Annotated in this window: 12 protein-coding genes; 4 read left to right on the top strand and 8 right to left on the bottom strand. The window is 60.3% G+C overall.

What is annotated here, in order from left to right:
• Positions 1–105: 105 nt before the first annotated feature.
• The 5 genes from AC5P9N_RS02125 to AC5P9N_RS02105 all read right to left on the bottom strand — a co-directional run bounded on the left by AC5P9N_RS02125 (position 106) and on the right by AC5P9N_RS02105 (position 6,618).
• Positions 106–1,215, bottom strand: a complete 1,110-nt coding sequence (locus AC5P9N_RS02125; RefSeq protein ID WP_143569534.1) for a hypothetical protein — start codon at positions 1,213–1,215, stop codon at positions 106–108.
• 729 nt (positions 1,216–1,944) lie between these two features.
• The gene (locus tag AC5P9N_RS02120; RefSeq protein ID WP_143569533.1) at positions 1,945–3,729 is read right to left on the bottom strand and encodes a hypothetical protein; all 1,785 of its coding nucleotides are present in this window, start codon (positions 3,727–3,729) and stop codon (positions 1,945–1,947) included.
• A 55-nt stretch (positions 3,730–3,784) separates the two neighbouring features.
• The gene (locus AC5P9N_RS02115; RefSeq protein WP_099484148.1) at positions 3,785–4,297 is read right to left on the bottom strand and encodes an ABC-three component system middle component 2; all 513 of its coding nucleotides are present in this window, start codon (positions 4,295–4,297) and stop codon (positions 3,785–3,787) included.
• Positions 4,294–5,313, bottom strand: coding sequence for an ABC-three component system protein (locus tag AC5P9N_RS02110; protein ID WP_199127935.1), 1,020 nt, complete (start codon positions 5,311–5,313; stop codon positions 4,294–4,296). Before AC5P9N_RS02110 ends, AC5P9N_RS02115 begins: the two co-directional genes overlap by 4 nt.
• 219 nt (positions 5,314–5,532) lie before the next feature.
• Positions 5,533–6,618, bottom strand: coding sequence for a site-specific integrase (locus AC5P9N_RS02105; RefSeq protein WP_099484150.1), 1,086 nt, complete (start codon positions 6,616–6,618; stop codon positions 5,533–5,535).
• A gap of 103 nt (positions 6,619–6,721) precedes the next feature.
• Between AC5P9N_RS02105 and AC5P9N_RS02100 the strand changes: the two genes are divergently transcribed.
• Entirely contained in the window at positions 6,722–7,639 is a 918-nt protein-coding gene (locus tag AC5P9N_RS02100) for a DNA-binding protein (protein ID WP_099484151.1), read from the top strand.
• Positions 7,640–8,047: 408 nt separating this feature from the next.
• Here AC5P9N_RS02100 and AC5P9N_RS02095 read toward each other — a convergent pair whose 3' ends face one another.
• Both AC5P9N_RS02095 and nudI read right to left on the bottom strand, forming a co-directional pair.
• Positions 8,048–8,245 carry a hypothetical protein gene (locus tag AC5P9N_RS02095; RefSeq protein ID WP_062607033.1) on the bottom strand — a complete coding sequence of 66 codons (198 nt, stop codon included), beginning with the start codon at positions 8,243–8,245 and terminating at the stop codon, positions 8,048–8,050.
• A 142-nt stretch (positions 8,246–8,387) separates the two neighbouring features.
• Complete coding sequence (gene nudI, locus AC5P9N_RS02090) at positions 8,388–8,819, bottom strand: nucleoside triphosphatase NudI (RefSeq protein WP_062607032.1); 432 nt, start codon at positions 8,817–8,819, stop codon at positions 8,388–8,390.
• Between the two features lie 180 nt (positions 8,820–8,999).
• On the opposite strand from nudI, the gene AC5P9N_RS02085 reads away from it, so the two are divergent.
• Complete coding sequence (locus AC5P9N_RS02085; RefSeq protein WP_495223803.1) at positions 9,000–11,183, top strand: AsmA family protein; 2,184 nt, start codon at positions 9,000–9,002, stop codon at positions 11,181–11,183.
• A gap of 72 nt (positions 11,184–11,255) precedes the next feature.
• On the top strand, positions 11,256–11,741 hold the full coding sequence (locus tag AC5P9N_RS02080) for a TspO/MBR family protein (RefSeq protein ID WP_099485313.1): 486 nt from the start codon (positions 11,256–11,258) through the stop codon (positions 11,739–11,741).
• 16 nt (positions 11,742–11,757) lie between these two features.
• Here the strand turns inward: AC5P9N_RS02080 and AC5P9N_RS02075 are convergent, their stop codons facing one another.
• Positions 11,758–12,051, bottom strand: a complete 294-nt coding sequence (locus tag AC5P9N_RS02075; protein WP_099485314.1) for a hypothetical protein — start codon at positions 12,049–12,051, stop codon at positions 11,758–11,760.
• A 127-nt stretch (positions 12,052–12,178) separates the two neighbouring features.
• Here AC5P9N_RS02075 and AC5P9N_RS02070 point away from each other — a divergent pair, with 127 nt between their 5' ends.
• A complete protein-coding gene (locus AC5P9N_RS02070) occupies positions 12,179–12,760 on the top strand; it encodes a biliverdin-producing heme oxygenase (RefSeq protein WP_158491033.1) in 582 nt (193 codons plus the stop codon).
• The last annotated feature ends 63 nt before the right edge of the window (positions 12,761–12,823 follow it).

The raw sequence follows: 12,823 nt of genomic DNA, 5'->3' as shown, positions 1-12,823 counted from the left end.
GGTAGGTAAGGGCAACTCCCGACCCGTTCAGCACTAGCCTGGGGTGGCGGGCGGCAAGGTCAGCATCCATTGGAGTGCCAGTCTTGTTCTCGGGGATGCATCGAACTAATACAGAATGTCGTCCGGTAGCGCCTGTGGACTTCCACTCCTCTCCTCAAGAAACTTTGCGCCGATGGCTTTGAAGCGCTGCTCGCATTCGTTCGGGAGCTCAATCAGTTCATTAGTTAGGTCCCTTTTAACGCTGTACTCCAGGCCGATTAGACTCATCCGTGTCGCATTTTCCTCCCATCCCTCCTGGAATACAGGTGTCTGACCTCTTGCGGCGTACTCGCGCCGAATTTTATCCATCTGTCGCTTTGCTTCTTCGCTTGCTTCTTTTCCAGCATTCGCCAGAGCGAGTAGGTATTTCTCTTTCATTGTTGCGAAATTGGGGCGTTCGCATTGAAATTTAGCACCCTCCTTTTCAAATTGATCTGCAAATTCGTTAGCCATCTCAACCGTGTAGTGCGGACTGCGCAACGCCCTGATGTGATCGCCCGTTAACTTCACGAGCGTCTTGTAGTCGGGCCAATTTTTCTCGTATAGCTCGATGTCTCGAACAATACTCTGAGCCGCTGTTTGCTTTTCCGCAGCTGAATTTGCGGAATCAGCAGCATTACTTATATGCTTGTAGATTAACGTTCTTCCAGTGTCCGCACGAAGAATTTGCCAGCTTGCTTCTTCTGAAAAGATTCTCCATCTTGCGTCTGTTAGGCCTTTCTGGGCGGACTTTGTCGAGAGCTGCGCGGCCTGCTCCTTGGCTTGTGCGGCTATTGCTTCAGCATGTGCTCGTCTTGACTCGATCTCGAGCGCGTTTCGCTCCTGCTGCAGCCTGCTTAGTTCTTGCCTCTGGCCGGACAGGGTGCTGTTCAACTTTTCCATTGTGCGTCTGCCGTGCTCAATGTCTGCCACTGTTCTCTTTCGATCTTGCTCAAGGCCTGCCACTTGCTCTGCAAGTAGCTCCTTCTGCTGGGTAGGGATTACTGTGTTTTTGAACGTTAGCCACAGAACAACCACAGTCACTAGTTGTATGAAAATAGACGCGAGGTTAAGCCAACGGTCGCTATGGCCGACAGTTGTTTTGGCCGAAGCGTCTAGGTCGGCATCAGGAAGCGCTGCTGGTTGTTTTGAGTCGACCGAACCGCGAGGTACCAGCAGACCCAGTTCTGTGCGCATGTACTGTTCGTCCCGCATGCGTCTTATGCCCCCCCCCAGGTCACTGGGCAAATTATGAACTAAGGACGCCTCTAAGGGGCGCCCGAGAACCCCTGATTGCCGGCATTCTAGTTCCACCATCATCAAAGGTATGAGCCAATGATTAGCGTGTCTGCCTGGGCCGGACACGAAGCCAAGCGCCAGCGATTGCGGTGGTAGCCTCCATAGGTCCTTAGCGGTACCGGCAACGAAGGGGCTATCGAGAGCGCCGCTAGGGGCCCTCTCCGCGTAAGCCCCAAGTCCCGCAGTTAGCTCCTCCGCGGCCAGCGGCGATAGGACTTTGGGCCAGAGCGAGCCACCAGCCCCCAACTGCCCGCTCTGTAGGTCGAAGGCTGCTGAGAGGTTGGCAATTTCCTCAGCACCACAGTAGTTCGCGGCAGCGGGGCGGAAGCCTCCGTAAGCCTGAGCCGTAGATAACAGTCCGGCGACAAGAATTTCTCCGGACGGCCTGTCGATTGACAGCGCCCAACTCAGCACCGGGCGAACCAGCTTTGACTACCCAATAGGCTTTGATCGCCTGCCGGGATCTACCGAAGCCAGCTTTGCCTTATCAATCTGAAACTCGATGTTCGAGTGTCTGGCTCGCACTCGTCGGTCTGTGAGCCATCTACCAAGCGCGCGATGGCCACTAGGATTGCGTCGGTTAGTGGCGGGCGGTTCGATATGGGACGGGTTTGCCAATCGAGGCTGTTACCGGGGAATCAGTCCGGCGCGTTCGCCCGGCTTTGCGGCGTCGCCTGCGAACCACTGATAGTGGACTTTTTCGGCTACGTCTTGGGGCGGCTCTTTGTTCTCGACGATGACAACCTGAATTCCATCATCGAGGCCCGCCATCGATTCCCAGAAGGAGGCCTCGATTCCGGGGTCAACTGGGCCATCACCAGTAGAACTGGACTTCCCTTTTTTGTAGCTCGTCAGCGGTGAGTCAATTATCACCATGCCGGGGTGGGGCGTGCCTTTACTCCTGCAGTACCGAAGAAGCCCTATCGCGAAAGCTGCATAGAGGACCGCGCGAACGCCCTTGCCGTGCGATTGGCGAGATTGACCATCCACAACAATGTCATACTCCTTCTGGTCGAAATCTACTCGTCCCGGACCCTTCCAGCTCCACTCGCCCAAGATGGTCTCAATCTCGGAGCAGAGTTCTCGCAGTGCCTTTGCGGGCAACTGTTGCCACGTTTCCTTCTCTTCCTTCGTGTCCAGCGCGGTCTCGATCTGTCGCTTGAGCTCGCTGAGGTTGCGAATCTGATCACGCTCGCTATTGGCGCGCTCAAGCTCAATTCTATGACTGACCAGGTCGTCGAGACGGGCGGCGACTTCGGTGAAGGACGGAATTATTACCTGAGTAAGCCTATCTTCAATTCGCGATAGGTTTGCTTTAGCCGCAGCGGCTTGCATGGCCTGCTCTTGCATGCGTGAAGTGACGGCCTCAATAGTCTCCGCCAAGTCCGCGCGATGCCCGAGAATCTTTCCTGCCTCCGCCCGCGCTGACTGGTGGACACTCTCCGCAGATGCTTCAGCGGAGTGTTCATGAGCGCCGTCCATGACCTGATCGCAAAGAGGGCAACGCGTCTCCTGCAACTCCTTGAAGTAGTGAGCGCCCTCGGCTACGAAGTCAAGGCGCTCCAAGTCCGAGGCATAGCGGCCATCAAGCAAGTGGTACCGCGACAGTAGTTCTTTCAAAGCAATGACTTGGTACTCAGCTCGGTTCAGCTCTGCGGTGGACGCCTCTCGCTCTAAATAGAGATTTGTCCGCTCGTCGGTGATCAACGTGAGGTGGTCACTAATGCTGTTAATCGCTTCGTGAATCTCTTCGGAGGCCAAGGGCGACGCGAACTGGCGTTTTGCCGCGCGCTCTTCAAGAGGCGCCAGAAGTTCCGTGATAACGCCAAGTTGCGCAGTAGAGCGCGCCTTTACAAGTACCTGTTCTTCCCTGGTTACAATTCCCTCGTCATCTTTGCCGGAAAGCATGAAAGAGAAAGTGCGCTTGTGTGCGGTCTCACTAAATCCACTCTTCCCAAGTACCGGCGAGCGCTCATCAATAACAGCGATCTCGTCAATTAAGAGCACCGGAAGAAACATCCGCATAGAGAGACGCTGAGTCGCCCCGCGGTTATTCTTGCGGAGCACCGCCTCAGGGATCCCCGCAAAAGCAAAGAGGACAGCCGAGATGTCTTTGATGCCTTTACCCGTCCCACGCTTGGAGGTCACGACCTCGGGCTGGGTTGCGCTCATGGATTCGAACCTTGATCGGTAGACGGCGATCTTTCCTCCAGCCAAGTGGCGCTTGAGCGTCAGGAATTCTCCGGCCGAGTTCTCTAGCTCGACGAAAATATCCGAATACACTTCGGCCTCGGGGATTCGCTTCCGTAGTTCATCTGCGCCGAAGACGTAGTCAATGCAGTGAAGCAGGTAGCTCTTTCCGGTGTCGGACTCGCCCGCAAGAATGTTCCCGCCCGGTTCGAAGGTTTCCATGGCATCCATAACACCGGCGCCACGCAATACGAGCTTTCGTAATTGAAACATCGCTTTACAACTCCAGATCGCGTAGCGCAGTAAGCCGCTCAAACTCGGCTCCCCATTTGCCCACATTGGCCGACATAAAGGCGTTTAGCTCTTCGTCTGAATCGCTTCCGAAGTTCGATACGATCCATTCTGCTCTGTAGCGAAGTGCTGTGGCGTAGTCGGACTTGAGCAGGCCTACAAAAGCTGCCGTTAGCGCCGTTGCTCTATACATGATTCCCGTACGATCAAAGCTTTTCATGAGCAACTCACGGCTGAACATCTGATTCAATCCGGCGCGCACCAGGTCACGTTTAACCAGAAGCTCTGTTCCACGAAGAGGCACAGCTGGATGCAGGCTGGGCGGGCCATGAGGTATGTCGCCGGAGTGAACAAGGAGATAGTCATATGAAACGAGCCGCTGGAGATCTAACGTTGCTCCATTGGTGGCATTCAGAACAAATAGCGTTCGAAGGCCGCACTCCAAGGGCGTGTTGAAAGGGCGCGGAGGTCGTGGTGAGGTTGGGTCATTGTTCATCATGTGACGCACCACTTCAGAATGCCCTCGTTCGCCATCTGGTGACACATGCCCTCGCGGTCCTTTGCTTGCACATGAGGGGCCAACACGTGCCCACCAAGCTGTAGCGACTGGGCCGCCTTCACAGTGTCTTTGAGGCGATTCAATCCGGTTTGACCGGTTGTCGTGTATGTGTAGTACAGGCCCTCCCGGAACTCGCCGAGCAGAGTTTCAAAGAACGCTGGATCGGCCATCTGATCTCGGGCCAGCTCTTTAAGGCCCTCAGCGCAGTAAAAAGTAATACGAGAGCGCTCAAAAATGCCCTTGTAAGTGGATATATGTATGAAGTCGCTGGGGGCGCTGATAGTTACTTCCATGGCCTCCCCAATAATTTCGAACAACTGGGTGATATAGCCGGACTCTGTTGGCGCAACCGATGAAGGGGGCTCCGGCGGAGGCGGCCTTTCTATCAGCGGCGCACCGAATACGGTCAGGTGGTACCTGGTCTGAGCATGTTCGGAGATGAGCTCAAGCGGCTGCTTCGCTTTGAAAATGCTGAAGTCAAACGAGGCAATGTGGCATTTCATCTCCTTAGTGAGAGCCACTATTGCCTTGGATGTAATCGCCCCCGCGCAGTGTTTGTCCCAGTTCTCAGTTACGAAATCGCGCAGCTTCTTTGGATCATCCAAGAGATCCTGAAGAGTAGAAGTCGTGCCCTTATGAGTGACAAACCAATACTCTTCAGGCGATGTGTAGTCGCCTTGGAGCGTGTAATAGAGAACCTTGGCGATCTCACCCGCCGCGACGCCGGGGCCCAGACGGTCGCCGTAGTGCTTGCACTGATATAGCTTCCAGCGGCGCGGCTCTGTCCCCGAGGGATCAAGCCACACGACTACGTCTCTCCCCTTGTCGCCGGCACCGCCGCGCTGCTGAGCTTCAGCGACCTCAACTTGCGTCGAGAGGTAGTCAGATGCCCACTCAAGCGTGAAGCGCTCGAAATCTGCCGCGCTGAACTGAGCCAGCCGATCCAGCGGCTGCACGGGTAGTCCCGCCCCCACGCCAAGAAGGCGTGCATTCGCATTAGGCCAAGGGGTCGGCGGCGGTAGCGCTGATAGCGGCGCACCGGCTCCCTTACCTGGTTTACTTGTGGCCACGCCCCCTCCCTTGGCGGTAGTACAGGTCCAGCAGCCACAGGATAAGCCATCGGAGGTGGAGCGGCGCGCATCGATTAACGCGCGCCCGTAGCCCGCTCTGGGCCGTCAATCTTCCAGTAGGCGAGCAGCGGGATTTGCCGTAGCACCGCCCGTCTGGAAATACCCGATCACACTCGATACCGACCGGTGCTCCGTCAGCTGCATGATCGCCGGCAATGCCACGCCCTGACGACTAGCCTCGGTCACGAACCCCGACCGCAGACTGTGCCCGCCAAAATCCCCCTCCAGCCCGGCCAAGCGCGCTCGCCGCTGCACGATCTCGCCCACAGCGGCCGGGGACAGGGCAGGGCCCACCCGCTGTTTCCATAGCCGCCGGAAGATGGCTCCCTCGGTGATGCCCGCCGCTTCCAACCAATCCTGCAGGGCGAGGGCGGCCCGATCGAGCACCGGCTTGTCCGGCGTCGAGGAGGCCGTAACCCCGGTCTGCTGAGTCTTGCTGTGCTCCAGTCGGTAGATATAGCCCGCCTCGCCAATACGGCGCAGGTCGCGCAGGTCGGCCGCAGCGATCTCGCTACGCCGGCGGCCGCCACTGGCAAACCCGAAGCAGAGTAGGGCGCGATCGCGGATTCCTTCCAGGCTGTCGTCGCAGGTAGCCAACATGGCCTCCAACTCGGACAGGGTGATCGCAGTCTTCTTGCGTGGGCGTTCGCCGCGCTTGACCGCGGCCCGCGCCGCGCGACTGAGCACGGTGCGGATTGCCGGCTGCTCGCAGGGGTTAGCCACTCGCTTGAGGCGGTGCGCGGTGGACAGCACAGCAACGCGATGGCGCACGGTGGCCAAGGTCCACGGGCCGGCCTTGGCTTTGAGGCCAGCGGCCACCAAGGCCTGGTCGACAGCTGGGGGAAGTTCCCAGGCCAATTCGCCGTCGGTCGAGCGGCGCTGTACGTGATCGACTACGAACTGGAGCACGATGGCTTCGGGTACCGGCAAGGCCAACTCGATGCCATAGCGCGCCGCGTGCCAGCCAGCCCAGTAGCGCAGGGCGCTGGTGTAGCTGCGGGTCGTGTTCTCGGCTGCCGCTTCGGCGAGCAGCTCGCGGACCGCATCGGCAGCCTGTTGGGCCAGCTGTTCGGGCAGTTCCAGGCGGGTGGCTGTCGCGGCAAGTGCGGGAATTGTAGAAATTTCTTTCATACTATGTAATGTACGCTACGTTCAGGCGATCATAGCCACGATAATCATCACTTATCGCGTGTACGCTACCAGCAGAGTAGGGCGCCAGTAAAGGAGACTTCGCATGGCCCGGGGCATCACTGAATCTGACGTCCATAGCGCCGCCGACGAATTGGTCGGCAAGGGCGAACGCCCAACCGTCGAGCGGATCCGGGCTCACCTGGGGACAGGCTCGCCGAACACCGTGACCCGCTGGCTGGAGACGTGGTGGAAGCGCCTTGGCACGCGCCTGCAGCCAGCGCGTCCGGACCTGGAAGATGCACCAGCGGTGTTAGCAGAACTCGCCGGACAATGGTGGGAGCTAGCGTTGAGTCATGCCCGGGAGGCCGCCCATCGAGAGCTTGCAGCGGCTGAGCAGTCACTGGCCGCCCGGCGTGATGCACTGGAGGCAAAATCCCGGCTTGTAGCTGACGAGCTGACGCAAATGCGCTCAGAGCGCGACGATGCTCTCACAGGAGAGAGGATTGCCGCTACGCAAGCTGCAGAGCTACAGCGATTGGTTGACCAGCTCCGTCTGCAGGTGTCAGAGCTTGTAGAGCAGCGGGATGTCGAGCTTCGAAGAGCCGATCGAAATGAAGCATCGAGACAGCAACTCGACGCCAGGCTTCATGAGGCGCTAGAAACGGCGAAATCTGAGCGAGAAGACTGGGCCGAGTACACCAGATCTGTCGAGAATCGGGCGCTCAGCGATGTTGATCGCGCCCGACAGGAGGTGAAAGAACTCCAGGTGCAGCTAAGCAAGGCATCCGAGCAACACAGAGCTCTTGAGAAGCAGCTGCGCCAGGATATCCAGACCGCCCAAGCAGCGGCCGCCACGGCCAGTCAGTCTGCCGATATCCTGCGCGGCAGATGTGACGCGCTCGAGGGACAACTTTCAGGGCTTCGAGATTTGCCAGCTCAGCTGGAAGTTGCATTCAAGCGATCCAAAGAAGTTCGCATCGCTGCTGATGTTAGGCCGAAACGCAAGCGGCCGAAGCAATGAGCGCGCTGAAGTAGCACTTTTACTTGGAAGGCTCGCCTCCAGAAGGCGAGCCGAATCACCTCGGTTACTGCAGTCGAGCCTAGTGGACGCCAACTAATGGCCCTACTTACCTGATGGAGGCGCCAACTTCAGAGAAGTAGCACTAATACGTTGAGCGGAGTAACAACTTTAGTTGGGCCGGCTTGTGGCGACTTTCCGTAGCAAATGGGGCGACCCGTCAATCAATTGCCACGCCGAGGACACGAACGCCGAGGACACGAACGCCACCACAGTCCGATACATCATTTCGCATAATGTATATTATGTTCAAAGCATCCCGAAGGACGGCGGCGTAGCGCTCGCCTCGACCACCGACCTTGCCATGACAAGAAGCCAGCTTTCCCTGCAGGCCCCTTCGCGGCCTGGCAGCTACTGCTTCCTCCATCGTCCGATCAGGGTCTTGTACATGACCCAGGCGATCCAGCCGCAGACCAAGCCGACCCCCGCGACAATGATCTCTTCCTCTTCAAAGGCGGCGCCATTCAGTCCTTGATAGGCCACGAAAGCCAGCGCTCTCAATGACAGCAAGGCAAATAGAGCTATGGGTGCCCAAAGTAGGACCTTCATCGTTCTCCCGCCTCCAATCGCATCGGCCGGTCACTTGCCCTGACAGGAACGTGATTTCCGTCCGGCGTGACGCGTCACGTTAATAGCCTATGGCAGTCCGCTGGCGCAGGCCCTCGATATAGACCCGGTGCCTCTTCCTGCACTAGTTCGAAAGCAGCCCCTTCGCCAGAAGCGTGATTCGGGTCGCCGCATTGAGGTCGTACGCACCCAGATCCTTCGGTTCTACCCAGGCATGGGCATCAAACTCCTCGTTGATCGTAACGTCACGATTCAGTGCTTCGCAGTCGAAGATCAGGTAGATCATGTGGATCTGCTCGCTGGAACCGTCCGGATAGAGCTTGGTGCGGATGTCGTCGCGGAAGGTCCACGGTTGAACGGCACCGATCTGCAGCGCGTGCCCCAGCTCTTCGCGGATCTCCCGGCGCAGGCCTTCCTCGATGCGTTCGTCGGGCTCCAGCCCGCCACCGGACAGTGCCCATTGGCCTGGAAATGCACCACGATCCAACGGCATGCGGCACAGCAGGTAGGCGCCCTGGTTCTGGATCAGCGGGCATACGATGACGCGTTGTCTCACAGTGTCTTCCTTGGATATCGGATAGGTGCCGGATGGATTGTATGAAACCCGGTTCCATCCCGATGGGTTGCAATTGATTTAGCGTGGCAGGTCACGGCGAACCTGCGCGGCGCGGCGGCTTCACATGCTGCCGCCGCTCACTTCGCAATAGTGCGGGGGTCCTCGTTGTTCGAGTGGTACATGTCCCCTCCTCCTGCGCCCGCACATCACCTGCCCCGGCGATGGCGCATTGCCATCTACATCCTGCTGGGCTTGTATGTTGCCTACCTCCTGGTGGGCAACATCTTCCTCAACACCCCGCTGTTCGACCAGGTCACCAACCGCAAGCCGCACAAGTTCGTGATGACTACCGGCCCAGCCGTCACCTTGCTGCCCGGCCACGTGATCGCCTGGAACGTGCACATGCGCGGCCACGTCAACCACACCGTCTACGTGCTGCATGCCGACCGGGCAAGCGCCAGGCTGGCAGTCCTGCCGCTGTTCCAGCGCGAAGTGCGGGTTCCGCGTCTGCAGGCCACGGGCGTATCGGCCGAGATCAGCCGTGTTGAAGAGGCCATCCCGCCGCCCCCGCGCAGCGACCAGGGCTGGACGCTGCGTTTCGATGCCATCCACAGCGACAGCATCCGCAGCGCCCGTTTCGGCAAGCTGCTGATCATCGGCAAGGGTCAGGGCACGGTCGGCTTCGTCAAGCAGCTACGCGGCGGTCCTTCGGAACTGCTGGATTCAACCGTCACGTTCAAGGGGGCGGACACCAGCTTCGATGGCGTGCAGCTGCTGGGTGACATGAACCTGGCGGCACGCTTCAGCTACCCGCGCCATTACCGGGACCAGGCGCCTGGGCTCGCCAAACTGAAGATACTGCATGCCCAGCTGGATGTTGATGCACGCAGCCAGGGCCTGCGCATGGATACGGATGCCACCACCCCGAAGATCTCCAGCGCACCGGTGCCGGGCCACCTGCAGCTCTCGGCACGCCTGATCGACGGCCAGCTGCAGCCCGGCGACCACGCTCTATGGCGGGTGCCGCTCTATCTTGGGGACGGTGCTCCAGATCGCGGCGTGCTGGCCCTTCAGCTCAATGTGGCCAATGTCCTGCGCCTGCAGGCACGCCTGCCAGCCCGACCCGGCTCGGGCAGCGAAGTGGATGCGGACCTGCACGTCACCGGTCGTGACATTCCCTTCCAGGATCCGGCGCAGTTGCTGGAGCGAAGTTCCGGCACGGTGCGCGGCGAATGGACGTTCACCTCGCTCAACTGGATCCCTGCCCTGTTCGTCCGCAAGCCGTGGCTGCAACTGGACGGTGGCGGCACGCTGAAGGCCGACCTGCGGCTGCGCAATGGCGAGCTGAGCGAAGGCAGCACGGTGGACATTCCCTCTGCCGAAGCGGTTGCCGAGGTCGCCGGCGTCCGGCTTGCCGGTACCGCCAGCGCGCATGGGGAACTGAAGGGCGGCGACCCCAGCCAGGCGCTGCTTGCCGTCCGCCTGCCCCGCTTCACCGCGCGTCCCACCGATACCAAGGCCGTTCGGCTGTTCGACGGCCGCGATCTGGCGCTGGACCTCACCGGCGACGGACGCCTGCAGGAACTGCGCAAGGGGGTGCGCGCGCACCTGAGCTTCACCCAAGCCACCATTCCGGACCTGTCCGCCTACAACCGCTATCTCGGTTCAGAACAGGTGCGCCTGCTGCGTGGCACCGGCTCACTCAGCGGTGATGCCACGCTCGATACCGATGGCCGCGTTGGCCATGGCACGGCCCGCCTGCACGGGCGCAACACCAGCGCCAGAGTCGCAGGACTGGACATGGGCGGCGATGTGGATGTGGACGCAACGCTGCGCCGGGGCGACTTCAACCAGCGTCACTTCGATCTGTCCGGCACCACGGTCGAGCTGCGCAACGTGCAGGTGACCGGCACCCAACGCTCGACCGCGTGGAAAGGTCGCGTGGCCTTCAAGCGCGGCCGCATCGACGCGCAATCGCCCTTCCAGGTGGATGCCACCACCGAGCTGACACTCAGCGATGCGCGGCCCCTGCTGGCGCTATTCGCGGAACGCACGGACTATCCGCGCTGGACCCTGTCGCTGCTGGATTCAGGCCAGGTGGATGCGCAGGCCAGGCTGCGCTGGCGCCCGGGCCATCTGGTGATCGATGGCCTGCAGGCCGAGAATGATCGGCTGTCGGTGCGCGCGCGGTTGGACCTGTTGGAACAGCGCAAGCGCGGTGACCTTTATCTGCGCTGGGGGCTGTTGGGTGCGGGCATCGAACTGGACGGCGGGCAGCGCCAGTGGCACCTGGCCAAGGCACGCGAGTGGTTTGACGAGCGCCCTTCCCTTCTGCCAGCAGGCACTGGCGGGTCTTCAGACTGAAACCGGCACGCCTGCATCCAGATGACGCCTTCATGCGTATGCATCGCATACGGAGCATGGAGCGGTTTGTGGATGAAGCGTGGCACACAGATTTTCGGGTTTCTGGGCTGGTTGGCCATTACTTTCGCTGCGGCCGCGCTGGGCGCGTGGGCGTCTTCGTCGGCGGCCGCCTTCTATGCCTCGCTTGACCTGCCCGCGTGGGCACCGCCGGCAGGTGTCTTCGGTCCGGTGTGGACGCTGCTCTATGCCTTGATGGCGGTGGCGGCCTGGCGGGTATGGCGCGAGCGCGGCTGGCGCGGCGCTCAACCGGCGCTTCTGCTCTATCTGCTGCAACTGGCCGCCAACGCACTATGGAGCTGGCTGTTCTTCGGCTGGAAACTTGGCGCCGTCGCGTTCGCTGACATTCTTCTACTGATTGCACTGGTGTGCGCCACGGTCGTCACGTTTGCGCGCGTCAATCGCGTTGCGGCGATATTGCTGCTACCCTATCTGGCTTGGATCTCGTTTGCCTGCGCGCTGAACTACTCAGTCTGGCAGGCCAACCCCGCGCTGCTGTGACGGCAACGCACGCCAATCAGGCCTTGGCAATCGCGTGCGGACACCACGCCCTCAGCAGGGACGGCTTGAAGGCCTGCTGGCCGCAGCCCGTGGGGCAGCGCACCACTCTGGCAGAAGAATGGCTCACCAGCCCCTGGCCTTCCTCTGCCTTGAACACCGTCTCACAGGAAAGGCAACGAGCCACCAGCGAGTACAGATGCAGCAGGCGACCGCTGGCGGGATCCTGCAGGGCATCAACATCCAGCAATTCAAACTGGCAGCTGTCGGGCAGCATGCGATACGGGAGGGGTGGCAGCGTCTGCAGGTTCACGGGCGTGGCAACTGTTGAAGGTAGACCAACCCTAGGTCACCCCCTGTCGAGCCGGTGTGCAGCCCATATGCACCGGCTGCGAAACCTCTACACGCCGGCGGGCACGATTCTGCTAGGGTGCCTGCCGATGTCCGTGCCCATCCCAACCCGCCCTCATACCGTCCCTCTCAGCCTGATGCTGAAGGAACACACCCGCAGCATTCACGGCCGCCTCGATCAGCATTTGCTGGAACAGCGCATCTTCGCCTCGCGCGAGCGCTATCTGGCCTTCCTGCGCGTGCAGTGGCAGTTCCATGCAAGCCTTGCGCCGCTTTACCAGAACCCCGACGGGGGCGCAGCCAGATTATCGCTGATCGAGGCGGACCTGCGGGACCTGGGGGCGTGCGCACCAACCCTGCACACGTGGCACCCGCAGTTGCAGGTGGCCTCTCCAGCCACCGCTCTGGGCTGGCGCTACGTGGCAGAAGGCTCCACCCTTGGGGCGGCGGTGCTGTTGAAGGCGGCGGCGGCATTGCGGCTGCACGCCGGGCATGGTGCCCGCCACCTGCGCCCTTCCGAGCTGGGGGTTGCCGAGTACTGGCGACGTCAGCGCGAAGCCATCGATGCTGCGGCACTGAACAAGGACGAGCAAGCGCATGCTTGTCGCGGTGCGATAGATGGCTTCCAGTTCGTCCGTCGCTGCGTAGATGAAGAATTCAGGTTTGAATGAAATGCTTTTCATGCGCACCCGGCGGTAGTCGAAGGCACGCTTTTGCTTCACCATTCCTGCAAG

This window comes from Stenotrophomonas sp. YJH_SMC_6, from assembly GCF_059371335.1.
Note: the sequence above shows the minus strand (reverse complement) of the source record. Positions and strands in the feature narration are given on the sequence as shown.

What these genes read in the sequence shown, in the direction of transcription:
- AC5P9N_RS02125 (WP_143569534.1), bottom strand. Translation starts at nt 1,215, where the DNA reads ATGCGCACAGAACTGGGTCTGCTGGTACCTCGCGGTTCGGTCGACTCA.
- AC5P9N_RS02120 (WP_143569533.1), bottom strand. Translation starts at nt 3,729, where the DNA reads ATGGAAACCTTCGAACCGGGCGGGAACATTCTTGCGGGCGAGTCCGAC.
- AC5P9N_RS02115 (WP_099484148.1), bottom strand. Translation starts at nt 4,297, where the DNA reads ATGATGAACAATGACCCAACCTCACCACGACCTCCGCGCCCTTTCAAC.
- AC5P9N_RS02105 (WP_099484150.1), bottom strand. Translation starts at nt 6,618, where the DNA reads ATGAAAGAAATTTCTACAATTCCCGCACTTGCCGCGACAGCCACCCGC.
- AC5P9N_RS02100 (WP_099484151.1), top strand. Translation starts at nt 6,722, where the DNA reads ATGGCCCGGGGCATCACTGAATCTGACGTCCATAGCGCCGCCGACGAA.
- AC5P9N_RS02095 (WP_062607033.1), bottom strand. Translation starts at nt 8,245, where the DNA reads ATGAAGGTCCTACTTTGGGCACCCATAGCTCTATTTGCCTTGCTGTCA.
- AC5P9N_RS02085 (WP_495223803.1), top strand. Translation starts at nt 9,000, where the DNA reads ATGTCCCCTCCTCCTGCGCCCGCACATCACCTGCCCCGGCGATGGCGC.
- AC5P9N_RS02080 (WP_099485313.1), top strand. Translation starts at nt 11,256, where the DNA reads ATGAAGCGTGGCACACAGATTTTCGGGTTTCTGGGCTGGTTGGCCATT.
- AC5P9N_RS02070 (WP_158491033.1), top strand. Translation starts at nt 12,179, where the DNA reads ATGTCCGTGCCCATCCCAACCCGCCCTCATACCGTCCCTCTCAGCCTG.